This is a genomic window from Streptomyces sp. NPDC127038, assembly GCF_042725875.1.
Classification (GTDB): Bacteria; Actinomycetota; Actinomycetes; order Streptomycetales; family Streptomycetaceae; genus Streptomyces.
In genome coordinates this window covers 14167-28964 of sequence record NZ_JBHXDQ010000029.1, presented here as the reverse complement: position 1 = coordinate 28964, position 14798 = coordinate 14167, and the positions used below count along the sequence as shown (strand labels likewise).

Annotated in this window: 12 protein-coding genes and 1 pseudogene; 5 read left to right on the top strand and 8 right to left on the bottom strand. The window is 74.0% G+C overall.

Annotation, left to right across the window (positions count from 1 at the left end):
• Window positions 1-141: 141 nt before the first annotated feature.
• The 5 genes from ACFWI4_RS20950 to ACFWI4_RS20930 form a co-directional block, all read right to left on the bottom strand.
• Window positions 142-1932 carry a DEAD/DEAH box helicase gene (locus ACFWI4_RS20950; RefSeq protein WP_387198292.1) on the bottom strand — a complete coding sequence of 597 codons (1791 nt, stop codon included), beginning with the start codon at window positions 1930-1932 and terminating at the stop codon, window positions 142-144.
• A gap of 132 nt (window positions 1933-2064) precedes the next feature.
• Window positions 2065-2268, bottom strand: a complete 204-nt coding sequence (locus ACFWI4_RS20945) for a cold-shock protein (RefSeq protein WP_030362889.1) — start codon at window positions 2266-2268, stop codon at window positions 2065-2067.
• A gap of 228 nt (window positions 2269-2496) precedes the next feature.
• Entirely contained in the window at window positions 2497-4035 is a 1539-nt protein-coding gene (gene hutH / locus ACFWI4_RS20940; protein WP_385402274.1) for a histidine ammonia-lyase, read from the bottom strand.
• 123 nt (window positions 4036-4158) lie between these two features.
• Window positions 4159-5313 (bottom strand): diguanylate cyclase domain-containing protein, encoded by a 1155-nt coding sequence (locus tag ACFWI4_RS20935; RefSeq protein ID WP_387198289.1) that lies wholly within the window; start codon window positions 5311-5313, stop codon window positions 4159-4161.
• Between the two features lie 85 nt (window positions 5314-5398).
• Window positions 5399-6226: an enoyl-CoA hydratase/isomerase family protein gene (locus ACFWI4_RS20930; protein WP_387198286.1), complete on the bottom strand. Its 828-nt coding sequence runs from the start codon at window positions 6224-6226 to the stop codon at window positions 5399-5401.
• 203 nt (window positions 6227-6429) lie between these two features.
• Here ACFWI4_RS20930 and ACFWI4_RS20925 point away from each other — a divergent pair, with 203 nt between their 5' ends.
• On the top strand, window positions 6430-7989 hold the full coding sequence (locus ACFWI4_RS20925) for a hypothetical protein (RefSeq protein WP_387198283.1): 1560 nt from the start codon (window positions 6430-6432) through the stop codon (window positions 7987-7989).
• A gap of 10 nt (window positions 7990-7999) precedes the next feature.
• On the opposite strand, the gene ACFWI4_RS20920 is transcribed toward ACFWI4_RS20925, so the two are convergent.
• Both ACFWI4_RS20920 and ACFWI4_RS20915 read right to left on the bottom strand, forming a co-directional pair.
• Entirely contained in the window at window positions 8000-9358 is a 1359-nt protein-coding gene (locus ACFWI4_RS20920; protein ID WP_385402166.1) for an adenylate/guanylate cyclase domain-containing protein, read from the bottom strand.
• A 414-nt stretch (window positions 9359-9772) separates the two neighbouring features.
• Complete coding sequence (locus ACFWI4_RS20915; RefSeq protein ID WP_385402163.1) at window positions 9773-10642, bottom strand: biotin--[acetyl-CoA-carboxylase] ligase; 870 nt, start codon at window positions 10640-10642, stop codon at window positions 9773-9775.
• A 196-nt stretch (window positions 10643-10838) separates the two neighbouring features.
• Between ACFWI4_RS20915 and ACFWI4_RS20910 the strand changes: the two genes are divergently transcribed.
• From ACFWI4_RS20910 to ACFWI4_RS20895, 4 genes are all read left to right on the top strand, one after another.
• The gene (locus ACFWI4_RS20910) at window positions 10839-12431 is read left to right on the top strand and encodes an acyl-CoA carboxylase subunit beta (protein ID WP_387198280.1); all 1593 of its coding nucleotides are present in this window, start codon (window positions 10839-10841) and stop codon (window positions 12429-12431) included.
• Between the two features lie 30 nt (window positions 12432-12461).
• Window positions 12462-12671 (top strand): acyl-CoA carboxylase epsilon subunit, encoded by a 210-nt coding sequence (locus ACFWI4_RS20905; RefSeq protein ID WP_103554379.1) that lies wholly within the window; start codon window positions 12462-12464, stop codon window positions 12669-12671.
• Between the two features lie 246 nt (window positions 12672-12917).
• On the top strand, window positions 12918-13046 hold the full coding sequence (gene mmpB, locus ACFWI4_RS20900; RefSeq protein WP_385402158.1) for a morphogenic membrane protein MmpB: 129 nt from the start codon (window positions 12918-12920) through the stop codon (window positions 13044-13046).
• A 78-nt stretch (window positions 13047-13124) separates the two neighbouring features.
• On the top strand, window positions 13125-13745 hold the full coding sequence (locus ACFWI4_RS20895) for a Maf family protein (RefSeq protein ID WP_387198276.1): 621 nt from the start codon (window positions 13125-13127) through the stop codon (window positions 13743-13745).
• A gap of 522 nt (window positions 13746-14267) precedes the next feature.
• Here ACFWI4_RS20895 and ACFWI4_RS20890 read toward each other — a convergent pair.
• Window positions 14268-14708, bottom strand: a pseudogene (locus ACFWI4_RS20890) (hypothetical protein); the annotation flags it as partial.
• Window positions 14709-14798: the final 90 nt, after the last annotated feature.

The window sequence follows — 14798 nt, the reverse complement described above, 5'->3', positions numbered from 1 at the left end:
CGAGGGCCTGTTCACGCGCCGCCGGCCCATGCGCCCGCGCCGCGGGACAGGCTCCGCGGCGGGCGCGGGGTGGGTATGCCACGGCCCCGTGGCCCGCCGGCGTGTGCCGGGGGTCACGGGGCCGTGGCGAAGACGTGCCGGTCAGGCGGCCCTGCGGCCGCCGCCCTGGGCGCCGTTCTGGCCACCGCGCTGCGGAGCACGACCGCGGCCGCCGGAACGACCGGCGCCCGAGCCTCCGGCGGCGGCGTCCGTACGACGGCCGGAGCCGCCCCCGGCCTCACCGCGCCGGCCCGTGGCCGAGCCGCCCGCGTCCGTACGACGGCCCGCGCCCGCTCCGGACTCCCCGCGACGGCCCGCGGCCGCTCCCCCGGTGCCCGTACGACGCCCGGTGGCCGTGCCGCCGGTCGCGGCGCCGGTACCCGCGCGTCCTGCGCGCTGCCGGCGTGCCTGGCCGTCCGAGCCGGTGCCCGTGCGTCCGGCCGTGTCGCCGCCGGCGACCGCCGGGCGCCTGGCCCCGCCACCGGTCGCGCGCCGCGTCTTGGACCGCGCCTTCGGCTGCTCGACGACGGGCTGCGGAACCTCGATGACGACCGGGACACCGGAGGGCTCGCGGGCGCCGGTGAGACGCGCGAGCTCCTCGTCGCTGGACTTCACCCGGGCGGTGCGCGGCGTGATGCCGGCGTCCGCCATCAGCCGGGTCATCTCCCGCTTCTGCTCGGGCAGCACGAGGGTGACGACACTGCCGGACTCACCGGCACGGGCGGTACGGCCGCCGCGGTGCAGGTAGTCCTTGTGGTCGGTCGGCGGATCGACGTTGACGACGAGGTCGAGGTCGTCGATGTGAATGCCGCGCGCCGCCACGTTCGTGGCCACGAGCGCGGTGACCTGGCCGTTCTTGAACTGGTCGAGCGTGCGGTTGCGCTGCGGCTGGCTGCGCCCGCCGTGCAGCGCGGAGGCGCGGACACCGCTGGCGAGCAGCCGCTTGGTGAAGCGGTCGGCGCCACGCTTGGTGTCGACGAACAGGATCACCCGGCCGTCACGGGCGGCGATCCGCAGCGCGACGGCCTTCTTGTCGGTCTCGTCGGCCACGTGCAGCACGTGGTGCTCCATGGTCGTCACCGCGCCCGCGGACGGGTCGACGGAGTGCACCACGGGGTCGGTGAGGAACATCTTGACCAGCCGGTCGATGTTCTTGTCGAGCGTCGCCGAGAAGAGCAGCCGCTGGCCGCCCGGCTCGACCTGCTTGAGCAGCGCGGTGACCTGGGGCATGAAGCCCATGTCGGCCATCTGGTCGGCCTCGTCCAGCACGGTGATCGCGACCTGGCCGAGGGCGCAGTCGCCGCGCTCGATGAGGTCCTTGAGGCGCCCCGGGGTGGCGACAAGCACCTCGACACCGCGGCGCAGCGTGCCGGCCTGGCGGCCGATCGACATCCCGCCGACGGCGGTGGCCACGCGCAGGTTGACGGCGGTGGCGTACGGCGTCAGCGCGTCGTCGACCTGCTGGGCGAGTTCGCGGGTGGGGACCAGGACGAGCGCCAGGGGGCTGCGCGGCTCGGCACGGCGTCCGGCGGTGCGGGCGAGGAGCGCGAGGCCGAAGGCCAGGGTCTTGCCGGAGCCGGTGCGTCCCCGGCCGAGGACGTCGCGTCCGGCGAGGGAGTTGGGCAGGGTGGCGCCCTGGATCGGGAAGGGCTCGGTGACGCCCTGGGCCGCGAGGGTCTTCGTCAGGGCGGCCGGCATGTCCAGCGCGTCGAACGAGTCGACCGCGGGCAGCGCCGGTGTGATCGTCTCGGGCAGGGAGAACTCCTGCGGAGGCGCGACCTTGCGGGCGCCGGCGCGGCCGGCTCCCCGGCCCGCGCTCTTCGCGGAGCCGCCGGCGCGGTCGGCGCGTGCGTTCGCCGGCCGCTTACGGACGGGACGTTCGGATCGAGTCATGCTGGATCTGGTTTCCTTCCTGGGCCCACGGACTGCACACACAGCGCTCACCGACTGCATGAGCTGTCACAGCGCTGAGCCGGGTCCCGCACCCGAAGGCGCGGGACCCGGCTCTGGAAAAGCGCGTTCGAACTAGGCGGGAACGATGTTCTCCGCCTGCAGGCCCTTCTGGCCCTGCGTGACCTCGAAGGAGACCTTCTGGCCCTCGAGGAGCTCACGGAAGCCGGAGCTCGCGATGTTCGAGTAGTGGGCGAAGACGTCCGGGCCGCCGCCGTCCTGCTCGATGAAGCCGAAGCCCTTTTCCGAGTTGAACCACTTCACGGTGCCAGTAGCCATGTTGTTCTCCTGAACAGGTAGTTGGGCCCCCATCCGGAGATGCACCGGGTAATGCCGGAGATGCCGGTAAAACAAAACGCGCCTGCGGAGGATTCCGATCAGGCGCACAAAGTAAATGGGTACCAAAAACGTATCAATGAGACAGTAGCACACCCTGATACCAGAGGGCGAGGCGAGGCGTCGCATGTGGGCCGGGACACAGACCCGGCCCACCTGCGACGCACTCCGCTACGCGAGCGGGCCGGTCACCGGCTCCACCGCGGCCACGACGCCGCCCGCGCGCACGAACGCGTCGGCCGCCGCCAGGTCGGGGGCGAGGAAGCGGTCCGGGCCGGGGCCCTGGACACCGGCGGCGCGGACCGCGTCGATGACCGCGCGCGAGGCCGGGGCCGGGGTCAGGCCCTCGCGCAGTTCGATGGCGCGGGTGGCGGCGTACAGCTCGATCGCCACGATCCGGGCCAGGTTCTCCACGGAGGTGCGCAGCTTGCGCGCCGCCGACCAGCCCATGGAGACGTGGTCCTCCTGCATGGCGGAGGAGGGGATGGAGTCGGCGGACGCCGGTACGGCGAGCCGCTTCATCTCGCTGACCAGCGCGGCCTGCGTGTACTGGGCGATCATCAGGCCCGAGTCGACGCCGGCGTCGTCCGCGAGGAACGGCGGCAGGCCGTGCGAGCGGTTCTTGTCGAGCAGCCGGTCGGTGCGGCGCTCGGCGATCGAGCCGAGGTCGGCGGCGGCGATGGCGAGGAAGTCGAGGACGTAGGCGACGGGGGCGCCGTGGAAGTTGCCGTTCGACTCGACGCGGCCGTCGGGCAGCACGACCGGGTTGTCGACGGCGGAGGCGAGCTCGCGCTCGGCGACGGTGCGGGCGTGCGCGAGGGTGTCGCGGCCGGCGCCCGCCACCTGCGGGGCGCAGCGCACGGAGTAGGCGTCCTGGACGCGCGGGGCGTCGTCCTGGTGGTGGCCGGTGAGCTCCGAGCCCTTGAGCACGGCCAGCATGTTGGCGGCGCTGGCGCCCTGGCCGGGGTGCGGGCGGATGGCGTGCAGTTCGGGGGCGAGGACCTTGTCGGTGCCGAGGAGCGCCTCGAGGGAGAGCGCGGCGGTGACGTCGGCCGACTTGTAGAGCGTCTCCAGGTCGGCGAGGGCCATGACCAGCATGCCGAGCATGCCGTCGGTGCCGTTGAGGAGGGCGAGGCCCTCCTTCTCGCGCAGCACGACGGGGGTGATGCCGGCCTCGGCGAGCAGTTCGCCCGCGGGGCGCACGACACCGTCGGGGCCCTCGGCGTCGCCCTCGCCCATCAGGGTCAGGGCGCAGTGCGACAGCGGCGCCAGGTCGCCGGAGCAGCCGAGCGAGCCGTACTCGTGGACGACGGGGGTGATGCCCGCGTTCAGGACGTCCGCCATGGTCTGCGCGACCTCGGGGCGTACACCGGTGTGCCCGGAGCAGACGGTCTTGAGCCGCAGGAACATCAGCGCGCGGACGACCTCGCGCTCGACGCGCGGGCCCATGCCGGCGGCGTGCGAGCGGACGATGTTGCGCTGCAGCTGGGCGCGCAGTTCCGGGCTGATGTGCCGGGACGCGAGGGCTCCGAACCCGGTGGAGACGCCGTAGACGGGCTCCGGCTTCGCGGCCAGCGCGTCCACGATCTCGCGGGCCGCGGCGAGGGCCGCCACCGCCTGGTCGGAGAGCTCGATCCGGGCGCCTTCGCGCGCCACGGCGAGAACGTCGGACGCGGTCACTCCGGACGTCCCCACCACCACAGTGTGCATATCCATATTCAGGAGCGTACGCAGTGAATTCCTTGATGTCACTAGTGGGTGGCCGGTTGACCCCTTACTCCGGCGTACGTCACAACGGCCGCCCCGCACAGGCCCCGGGAAGCTCGGGGACCCTCATGTGCGGGGCCTGTCGTGGCGTCCGCGGAACCTGCGGCGCTCGCCCGCCGTCGGCGGGGGCGCGTCCGCGAGCCGTACGACGGGGTCGTCGGGGCCCTCGCGGCCGGCGACCACGGGCTTCGCGGCCCGGACGGCCTTCGCCCGGTACTGGGCGGCGTCCGCCAGCCGGAACAGCCGGCGCGCGGACCGTACGGGGCCGATCGGGTCCCCGGTCGAGGCGACCCCGCACGCCACTCCCTCACCGAGCTCCAACTCGGACGCCCGGCAGCAGAGTTCACCGGCGATACGGACCACGTCGTCGGCCGGCGGGCCCACCGCGAGCAGACAGAACTCGTCTCCGCCCAGCCGCGCCGCGAGGGTGCCGGGGAGCATGGCCCCGCAGAGCGAGAGCACCGAGCCGAACCGTTCGAGGAGCCGGTCGCCGACGGCGTGCCCCAGGGTGTCGTTGACGCGCTTGAGCCCGTTCAGGTCGCAGACGACGAGGCTGACCACGGAGCCGTCCTCCCGGTGCCGTTCGACGGCCTCGTCCAGCCGTATGTCCACGGCACGGCGGTTGGCGAGTCCGGTCAGGGCGTCGGTGTACGCGAGCCGCCTGGCCTCCTCCAGACGCTCGGTCTGGGCGATCCCGGCGGCGACGACGGAGGCGAGGACGGTCGCGAAGTCGGCGTCCTCCCGGCCGAAGACGGGCACCCCGGCCGGGCGGGCCACGTACAGCTCGCCCCACGCCCGTCCGTGCAGCACGACGGGCGCGACGACGCAGCAGCCGCGGCCCCGCCGGCGCAGGGCGGCCACGCGCTGGTGGCAGTACCCGGCGGGACCGGCCGCCGGGCCGTCGGCGGTCTCGACCCAGGCGTTGGGCTCGCCGCCGCCCGCCCAGCGCTCGTGCAGGAACTCGGCGATCTCCGGGAACTGGTGCACCGGGTACGCCTCCTGGTCGGGGAACTCGTCCTCGTCCGCGGCGCGGTCGCCCACGTTGGCCAGCACCCGCAGCCGGCCGAGTTCGCGCTCCCACACGGAGAGCGCGGCGAAGCTCCCGGCCAGCGCGTGACACGCGCCGAGCGCCGCGGCCCGCCACGACTCCCGTGGGGTGTGCGCCGCCGCCATCCCCTGCGCCAGCGTCACCACGGCCCTCAGCCGACTGTCCTCGCCCATCTCCCCAGGCTAGGTAGGTTTGCCCGCATTTGGGACATCGGTGGGGCGATCAGGGGTACGCGCGTACGGTCGCGGGGTCCGCGGGTCACTCCCCCGGCCACTCCGGCCTGCGCTTCTCGTTGAACGCGGCGACGCCCTCGGCCCGGTCGCCGGAGAAGGCGACGGACCGCCAGGCCGCGTCCTCGACCTCCAGGCCCGCCCGCAGGTCGAGGCCGTGGCCGAGCCGCAGGGCGCGCTTGGCGGCCCGCAGTCCGACCGGGGAGTTCGCGGCGATCCGGGCGGCGAGGGCGAGTGCCTCGACCCTGTCCCGGCCCGCCTCCACCAGCTCGTCCACCAGGCCCAACTCCCGCGCCTCCGCGGCCTCCAGACGGCGTGCCGAGAAGATGAGCTCGGCGGCGCGCGCGGCTCCCACGCGGCGCGGCAGCAACTGCGTGCCGCCGCCTCCGGGGATCACGCCGACGGACACCTCGGGCAGTCCGACGACCGCCGTGGCGTCGGCCACGATCAGGTCGCAGGACAGCGCCAGCTCGAACCCGCCGCCCAGCGCGAAGCCGTGCACGGCGGCGACGGTGGGCATCGGCAGTTCCAGGACACCGGTGTACGCGGCGCGCGCGAGGGGCCGCTGGCGCAGCAGTTCGGCGTCGGTGAAGGAGTTGCGCTCCTTCAGGTCGGCGCCGACGCAGAAGGCGCGCTCGTGGGTGGAGGTCAGCACGACCACGCGTGCGTCCCGGTCGGCGGCGAGGGCGTCGCAGGCGGCGGCGATCGAGCGGGCCATGTCCGTGGACACGGCGTTCATGGCCTTGGGCCGGTCGAGGACGAGCTCGGCGACATGGCCGTGCGTCCGTACGGCCACGAACTCCCCGAACCTCCGCTCGGCCGGCTCCGTCAACTGGTCCGCCTCGTGCTCCGCCATGACACCCTCCCGGTTAACGCGGGTTAACAATCGATGACCCGATCATCGCAGCCCGGGACGTCCGGCGAAAGCCGTGCCCTCGAGCCGTACCTCCTCGTTCGAGTGACATGTCATCCAACTTCGTTTCCGCGCTCTCACACCGTGCATAACCTGCGCACCGCCACAGCGCATCAGGGACACCGGCTCACCGGGGAGGGACGACCATGACGAACCGCGAGACACCGCAGGCCGCCGACACCCGGCCGGGCCGGCGAACGGCACTCACACGACCGCCGGCCCAGCGGACCGCCTCCGAGGCGGCGGAGGGCCCGGCACCGGTGGACGACGGCTGGATCCGGGTCACCCCGCTCAACCGGGCGATGCCCGCCCCGGCACGGCGCGGAGCCCCCGGGCCGGACGCCCGGGACACGCCCGCGGTGCGGACACCCACCGCCGGAATGGGCGCGACGCTCGCGGAGGCCAGGAAGCGGGCGGACGCCGCTCTCGCGAGGACCGGGACCGCACCGGACAGGGCCGCGAAGTCCTGGGCCCCCGCGACCGGGTCCGTCACGGCCACGCGAGGGACCGCCGCGGACACCACGGCGGAAATCACCGCGGACATCACGGCGCCCGGGAAGACGGTTGAGACGGGAACCGCACCGACCGCGCCTCAGCCGCAGGAAGGCGGTGCGGAGGCCGGTTCGGAGGCGCCCGAGGTCACGGAGGGAGTCCCCGAGGCGGACGCCACCGCGGCCGTGGATCAGCCCCGAGAAGGCGGTGCGGAAGCCGGGTCCGAGGCGCCCGAGGCCACGGCCGGGGCCCGAGGGACGGAGTCCGTCCTCGCGAGCGCTCGCAAGGCGGAGACCGAGGCCGGGGCCGACAACGCCGAAGCCACGGGTGACGCCCGCGAGCCGGAGGCCCGGACCGGGACGCGCGAGCCCCTCGTCACGGCGGAGGCCCGCCGGGCGGAGACCCGTGCGCCGGCACCGGGCAACGGGACCGGGGCGCTCGGGGCCACGGGCCCCCGGAAGGCGGAGACCGGACCGAGGTCACCCGAGGCCGCGGCCGGGACGGGCGTTCGGGAGGCGGCGCGCAGGGCGGACGCTCCCGTGCGAGGGATCGTTCCGGCAGCCCGGGCGGCCGGCGGGCGCGGAAGCGCGTACGCACCCGGTGGCGACGAGACCGCGCCGCTCCCGCTCCGTACCGTACGGGGCCGGCACCGCAAGCCCCGCCGGCGCCGGGTGCTCTTCGCCGTGGGCGGACTCGCGCTCGCCGCGGGGGTGCTGAGCCTGACCCGGATGACTCCGGACGCGGTGACCGGGGGCACGGCCGGCGGGAACACGGAGGCCGACCCCGTCGCGACGGCCACCGACAACGACCCGGCGGGCCACGCCGCCCCGACCGTCGCGGCGATGCCCACCCCCACGGTGGCCGGAGCCGCACCCGCGAGCCCCGCGATGGGCGGGACGAGCCCGGCCCCCACCTCGGACCCGGACGGGATCCCCGCACCGGTCCCGACCTCGGCGACCACGGTCCCGGCGGCCCGCTCCGGGCACCCCGCCACGGCCGCGCCGGGCACCACCGGCATCCCCACGGCCCCGGTGACGACGGCACCGGCCGCCCGGCCGACACCCGCGGCCAGTCCGACCGCCGAACCGCCCCGGCACACCCCGTCCCCGGCCCCGTCCGCCTCCACGCCCCCGCACCAGCAGCCGGGCGTGTGCGTACCGATCGTGGGGATCTGCGTGAACGGACTGCTGTCGCCCGGCCAGGACGACCAGTGACGGGAAGGTGCTACGACTCGTCGGCGCGGCGGGCCAGCAGCCACGGCTCGATGACGCCGAGCCCTCGCACGGGCCGCTGCCACATCGGCTGGAGCGCGAAACGGTACGAGGGAGGCTCCTCGCCCTCCTTCTCCGCGGCGGCCGCGGCCTCGGCGGCCTCCGCCTCGGAGGCGGGCGCGTCACCGGTGCGGGTCAGTTCCTCCGCGAAGGCACCGTCGACGAGGACGGCGTCGCGCGGCGCTATCGACGTGAGCCGGCTGGCCAGGTTCACGGTCGTGCCGAACACGTCGCCCATCCGGGTGGTCACCGTGCCGAAGGCGATGCCGACGCGCAGTTCGGGCATCGTCTCGTCGTTGGCCATCGTCTCGATGAGCCGCAGCGCGATCTCGGCGGCGACACCGGCGTCGTCCGCGGAGTAGAGCACCTCGTCGCCGAGGGTCTTGATGAGCCGGCCGCCGTGGGCCGCCACCAGGTCCGCCGCGGTGGTCTCGAAGGCCTCGACGAGTTCGCCGAGCTCCTCCTCCTCCATGCGGCGCGTCAGCCGGGTGAAACCGACCAGGTCGGCGAAGCCGACGGCGAGCCGGCGGTCGACCATCTCCTCGTCGTCGGCCGCCTGGACGACCCGGCCGGTGGCCGCGGCGAGCTGGCGGCGCCAGACGTAGACGAGGAACTCCTCCAGCTCGGGCAGGAGCAGTTCGATCAGGGGGTACGTCACCTCGGTGCGGGTCATGCCCGGCTCCGGGGGCTCGGTCAGACCCTCGAGGAAGGAATCGATCTGCCATTCGGCCAGACGGGCGGTGGTCTGCCCGGTGGACCGGGCTACCTGCACGGCCATGGCCTCGCTGAGCAGGCCCGCCTCGACGAGACCGGCGAGGCGGCGCAGGGCGAGCACGTCCGCCTCGGTCAGCGCCTTGGCCTGGCCGATGTCCGCGAAGCCCATCGCCCGCCAGAAGCGGGAGGCCAGCTCCATGGACACGCCCGCGCTGCGGGCCGCCTGGAACGGGGTGTAGCGCCGCTCGGCGCCGAGGATCAGGCCTTCGAGGCGCAGCGCGAGGGGGTCGTCCCCGGAGTCCGGCTCGGCCTGGGGGTCGACCCGGCCGTTCGCCTCGTGCCGTGCGTCGGGCCGGACGTACGGGCGGGCGTCGGCCGCCGCGGTGCCGTGGTCGTCGTCGAGGGGTCCGCCGCCCGCGTCCGGGCGCTCTTCGGGGCGGTGGTCCGGGCGGGTGCCGGTTCCGGCGTCCTGCCGGGCGCCGGCGTCCGCGGCGGCCCGTGCGGCGGTCGCGTCCGTGACCGGCCCGGCGGTACGGCCGGGCTCGCCGCCGGGGGCGGGATGGGCACCCGTGCCGGAGCCGGTGTCGTCGACGGTCACTCCTGCTGCCCTTCCGATCTGCCGTGGTCAGGTTCGACCGCGCTCAACTCTACGGCAGGTGTGCGCTGGCTCACTCCCGATGGCGGGACCGGGGCCAGGGACGGTGCCGAAGGACTGGACCACTCGTGGTCGTACGCCGTCACACCCCTCACCGGACCACGCCCGCGCCCCGCCCGCCGCACGGAAGCACGCCTTCTCCCGGCCGCCGCGCCGGACGACACCCTTCACGCCCCCGGCGGCGACCCGTCGCAGCCGCTCCCGGAGACACCGGAGGGGGGTTCGACCGGCCGGGGGAGGACTCCCCCGGCCGGTCTGCGCACCCGGACGCACCCGGACGCACCCGAAAGGCCCGGGCTCACGCGGGTCACCGGGCCGCCGGGGCCCACGCGGGCCGGCAGGGCGCCGGGCGACGGCTCACGCGGGCCTCAGGTGCACCACGTCTCCGGCGCCCACGGGCTCCCGCGTGCCGTCCGGCGTCGCGATGACGAGACGTCCGTCCCCGTCGAGGGCCACCGCCTCGCCGACGACGGAGCGGCCCCCGGGCAGCTCGGCCCGCACCGTGCGCCCGAGCGTCGCGCAGCCCGCCGCGTACGTCTCCTGGAGGCCGGACGCGACCGGGTCGCCGCCCGCGTCCCGCCAGCGCCCGTACCACTCCTCCAGGGAGCGGAGCACGGCCCGCAGCACGGTGTCACGGTCCGTGGTCGTCGCGCCCGCGAGCGCCAGCGATCCGGCGCCGGGCACGGGCAGTTCACCGGCGCGCAGCGAGACGTTGACGCCGATGCCGACCACGACCGCGTCGGACCCGGCGCGCTCGGCGAGGATGCCGCCGGCCTTGCGTTCCTCGCCGTCCACGGTGACCAGCAGGTCGTTGGGCCACTTGAGGGCCGTGTCGACGCCCGCGGAGCGCGAGAGGGCCGTCGCGACGGCCACGCCGGTGAGCAGCGGCAGCCAGCCCCAGCGTTCGACGGGCACTCCGGCGGGCTTGAGGACCACGGAGAAGAAGAGGCCGGACCGGGCCGGCGCCGTCCAGCGGCGGTCGAGGCGGCCGCGCCCGGCGTTCTGTTCCTCGGCGACGAGGACCGTGCCCTCGTCGGCGCCCTTCTCGCCGGTGACGACGGCGGCCAGATCGGTGTTGGTCGAGCCGGTCCTGGCGACCACCTCCACGTCGCGCCACAGGCCGCCGTCGCGGACGAGCGCCCTGCGCAGGGCGGCCCCGTTCAGCGGCGGGCGGTCCAGGTCCGACCACCGGTTGTCGTTCACGTCTGCTGCATCTCGCGGCGTCATGCAACCCAGCCTAGGTGTGGTAAACGCCGCACTGCCGATCGGTAGGCACGCCACTACGCTACGGATGAGTAGCAAGACCCCCTTCTGAGCATCCGTTTCAGAGCGTCTCGTCCCCGAGCACCCGCGTTTTCCGAGCACCGCGTTTCCGAGCAGTCACCGTCACGTCCCCTTAGATCAGGCAGGGAGCCGCATCCCGATGTCCGAGCCGGAAGAGCTGCACCACCCCGACATCCACACCACCGCGGGCAAGCTCGCGGATCTTCAGCGCCGCATCCAGGAAGCGACGCACGCCGGCTCGGAGCGCGCCGTCGAAAAGCAGCACGCCAAGGGCAAGTTGACGGCTCGTGAGCGCATCGACCTGCTGATGGACGACGCCTCCTTCGTCGAGTTCGACGAGTTCGCGCGGCACCGGTCGACGGACTTCGGCCTGGAGAACAACCGCCCTTACGGCGACGGTGTGGTCACCGGCTACGGCACGGTCGACGGCCGACCGGTCGCCGTGTTCTCCCAGGACTTCACGGTTTTCGGCGGTGCTCTCGGCGAGGTCTTCGGCCAGAAGATCATGAAGGTGATGGACTTCGCGCTGAAGACCGGCTGCCCGGTCATCGGCATCAACGACTCGGGCGGCGCCCGGATCCAGGAGGGTGTGAGCGCCCTCGGCATGTACGGCGAGATCTTCCGCCGCAACGTGCACGCCTCGGGTGTCGTCCCGCAGATCAGCCTGGTCGTCGGCCCGTGCGCGGGCGGCGCTGTGTACTCCCCGGCCATCACCGACTTCACGGTGATGGTCGATCAGACCTCGCACATGTTCATCACGGGTCCCGACGTCATCAAGACGGTGACGGGCGAGGACGTCGGCTTCGAGGAGCTGGGCGGCGCCCGGACCCACAACGCCGTGTCGGGCGTGGCCCATCACATGGCGGGCGACGAGAAGGACGCCATCGAGTACGTCAAGCAGCTGCTGTCGTACCTGCCGTCCAACAACCTCAGCGAGCCCCCGGTGTTCCCGGAGGAGGCGGACCTCGCCCTCACGGACGAGGACCGCGAGCTGGACACGATCGTGCCGGACAGCGCGAACCAGCCGTACGACATGCACACGGTGATCGAACACGTCCTGGACGACGCCGAGTTCTTCGAGACGCAGCCGCTTTTCGCGCCGAACATCCTGACCGGCTTCGGCCGGGTCGAGGGCCACCCGGTGGGCATCGTCGCCAACCAGCCGATGCAGTTCGCCGGCTGCCTCGACATCGACGCGAGCGAGAAGGCCGCGCGGTTCGTGCGGACCTGCGACGCGTTCAACGTGCCCGTCCTGACGTTCGTGGACGTGCCCGGCTTCCTCCCGGGCGTCGACCAGGAGCACACGGGCATCATCCGGCGCGGCGCCAAGCTGATCTACGCGTACGCCGAGGCGACCGTCCCGCTGATCACGGTCATCACCCGCAAGGCCTTCGGCGGCGCGTACGACGTCATGGGCTCCAAGCACCTGGGCGCCGACCTCAACCTCGCCTGGCCCACCGCGCAGATCGCGGTCATGGGCGCGCAGGGCGCGGTGAACATCCTGCACCGCCGCACCATCGCGGCCGCCGAGGACCAGGACGCCACCCGGGCCCGGCTCATCCAGGAGTACGAGGACACGCTGCTGAACCCGTACACGGCGGCCGAGCGCGGTTACATCGACGGCGTGATCATGCCGTCGCAGACCCGCTCCCACGTCGTACGCGGTCTGCGTCAGCTGCGTACGAAGCGGGCATCACTGCCTCCGAAGAAGCACGGCAACATCCCGCTCTAGACCCCGCAGACCCGGATCCTGGGAGCAGACATGACGATCAAGGTCGTACGGGGCAACCCGACCCCGGAGGAGCTGGCCGCCGCACTGGCGGTGGTCCGCGCACGCGCCGCGGCGGTGGCGTCCGCCCCGTCCGGCGCGTCCGGGCCGCGCGACTCCTGGTCCGACCCCGCCCGTATCGCCGCGCACCGGCTCCCGCAGCCGGGCCCGACGTCGTGGGGCCGCAGCTACTGGCCGGGCTAGTACCCGGCCGGAACCGGAGCGCGCACGATCCCCCGTGGAACCGTCCACGGGGGATCGTCTTCTCGCGGCCGATTCCCGTGCCCGCAGGGGCGGTTGAGACGTCCGCCGCCCCCGCGGGGGTGGCGGACGGCGCCGCCCGGTCCGGGCCACGGCAGGGGCGGCCGCGGTGCCGTTTTCACAGGATGCCCGCAAGTTGAGTACGCGTACTCAGGCGTCCGGCCGCCCCGCCGTCGCACGATCGGGAGCATGCTGTGGTCCGACCCCGAGAACGAACCCCCCGAGGAGCTCCGCGACATGCAGGACATGTTGCGACGCCTGGGCGTTCTCCTGGCCCTGGCCATGGTGATCGCGATGACCCTGATCGGCATCCACTGACCGGGCCCCGCGCCCGGTTCCCGTGTCGTGGGGGCGGCAGCCGAGGCACCGGCCGATCGGCGCCGATACCCTGATCGCATGAACGATCAGCCGCGCCGTCGTCTCGTCCTCGCCTCGCAGTCCCCCGCCCGGCTCAATCTGCTGCGGCAGGCCGGGCTCGCCCCCGAGGTGATCGTGAGCGGGTTCGACGAGGACGCCGTCACCGCGCCCACCCCCGCCGAGCTCGCCCTCGCGCTGGCCGAGGCGAAGGCCTCCGTGGTGGCCGCGCGGCCGGAGGTCCAGGGCGCGCTGGTGATCGGCTGCGACTCCGTGCTCGACCTGGACGGCCAGGCCCTCGGCAAGCCCGCGGACGCCGAGGAGGCCACCGCGCGCTGGCTGGCGATGCGCGGCCGGGCGGGCACGCTCCAGACGGGGCACTGCGTCTGGGACACCGAGCAGAAGCGGTGGGAGTCCGCGATCGCCTCGACCGTGGTCCGCTTCGGCGAGCCGACCGACGAGGAGATCGCCGCGTACGTCGCCTCGGGCGAACCGCTGCACGTGGCGGGCGCGTTCACGCTGGACGGCCGTTCGGCCCCGTTCATCGAGGGCATCGACGGCGACCACGGCAACGTCATCGGCATCTCGCTGCCGCTGGTACGCCGGCTGCTTGCCGAACTGGGCGTCGGCATCACGGAGTTGTGGACACCCCGGGAGGCCTGAGCACCCCGGCGGAACACGCCCGGCGAAGCCCTTCGGCCGCCCCGCCGATCCAGGAACGCCCGTACGACGGAGAGCGGCCGGACGGCGTCGAGCGACCGGCCGGCCTCCAGACCGACCGCCGGACCGCCGCCGGATCACCGGCAGATCGCCGCCGGACAGTCGCCGGACGGCCGCCAGATCGCCGCCGGTTCGCCAGCAGACCGCCGCCGGTTCGCCGGCAGACCGCCGACAGGCCGCCGCCGGAATCGCCGGGGCGGCGCCGGACAACCGTCGGACAGCCGTCTGACGCCCTCAGACCGCCGAAGAAGCCGTCGCCCCGACGCCCTTGGCCTCGGCGTCCCCGGAGCCGGAGTCCTCGGCGAGGGACCCCTCCGTGAGGGAGCCCTCCGCGGGGGAGGCCTCGGAAGCGGAGCCCTTCCCCAGGTCGACCCGCCCGGCGGCGTCACCGTCCTCGCCGGGGCCCGCGCCTTCCGCGCCGGCGGCCCCGCCGGTGGCGGTGCCCTCCTCCGCGGCGTCGCCCTCGCCGTCACCCGTCCCGCCGGCCTCCGGCGCGGCGTCGACGGGACCCGTCTCCCGGCCGTCGTACGCCAGGAGGGTGAACACGGTCAACGCGAAGCCGACCATCATGAAGGTGAAAGCCCGCCAGCCCACCAGACCCACCGCGAAGGCACCCAGCAGGGCGTGCACGACGGCGGCGCTGATCAGCAGGACACGCCCGAAGAGACCCGGGGGGCGCTGCCGGAGCGCGACCAGCACGGCCGCCGTGGCGCACGCCAGGAAGTAGAGGCCGAAGACCAGGCCGCCGATCTTCGACGACCGCGCCATCAGGTCGGAGTCGAGTCCCGCCATCGACATGTCCTGGCGGTCGACCACCACGCCCAGGAACCAGTTCAGGAGGGCGATGCCTATCGCCTCCACGAACAGCACGATCGCCGCCACCCACACCAGCGGTCTGCGCGCCACCGGCCCCACCCACTTCCGCGCTGTTACCCCAAGTACGTTCTGGACATCGCGAACGCTACTAACGGGTAAACCCGGGGACAAGGGTTCCGT

Bases quoted from the DNA above. Each gene is read 5' to 3' on its own strand.
- ACFWI4_RS20895 (WP_387198276.1), top strand. From the start codon at position 13,125: ATGAACGATCAGCCGCGCCGTCGTCTCGTCCTCGCCTCGCAGTCCCCC.
- ACFWI4_RS20905 (WP_103554379.1), top strand. From the start codon at position 12,462: ATGACGATCAAGGTCGTACGGGGCAACCCGACCCCGGAGGAGCTGGCC.
- ACFWI4_RS20915 (WP_385402163.1), bottom strand. From the start codon at position 10,642: ATGACGCCGCGAGATGCAGCAGACGTGAACGACAACCGGTGGTCGGAC.
- ACFWI4_RS20935 (WP_387198289.1), bottom strand. From the start codon at position 5,313: ATGGGCGAGGACAGTCGGCTGAGGGCCGTGGTGACGCTGGCGCAGGGG.
- hutH (WP_385402274.1), bottom strand. From the start codon at position 4,035: ATGCACACTGTGGTGGTGGGGACGTCCGGAGTGACCGCGTCCGACGTT.
- ACFWI4_RS20945 (WP_030362889.1), bottom strand. From the start codon at position 2,268: ATGGCTACTGGCACCGTGAAGTGGTTCAACTCGGAAAAGGGCTTCGGC.
- ACFWI4_RS20925 (WP_387198283.1), top strand. From the start codon at position 6,430: ATGACGAACCGCGAGACACCGCAGGCCGCCGACACCCGGCCGGGCCGG.
- ACFWI4_RS20930 (WP_387198286.1), bottom strand. From the start codon at position 6,226: ATGGCGGAGCACGAGGCGGACCAGTTGACGGAGCCGGCCGAGCGGAGG.
- ACFWI4_RS20910 (WP_387198280.1), top strand. From the start codon at position 10,839: ATGTCCGAGCCGGAAGAGCTGCACCACCCCGACATCCACACCACCGCG.
- mmpB (WP_385402158.1), top strand. From the start codon at position 12,918: ATGCTGTGGTCCGACCCCGAGAACGAACCCCCCGAGGAGCTCCGCGAC.
- ACFWI4_RS20950 (WP_387198292.1), bottom strand. From the start codon at position 1,932: ATGACTCGATCCGAACGTCCCGTCCGTAAGCGGCCGGCGAACGCACGC.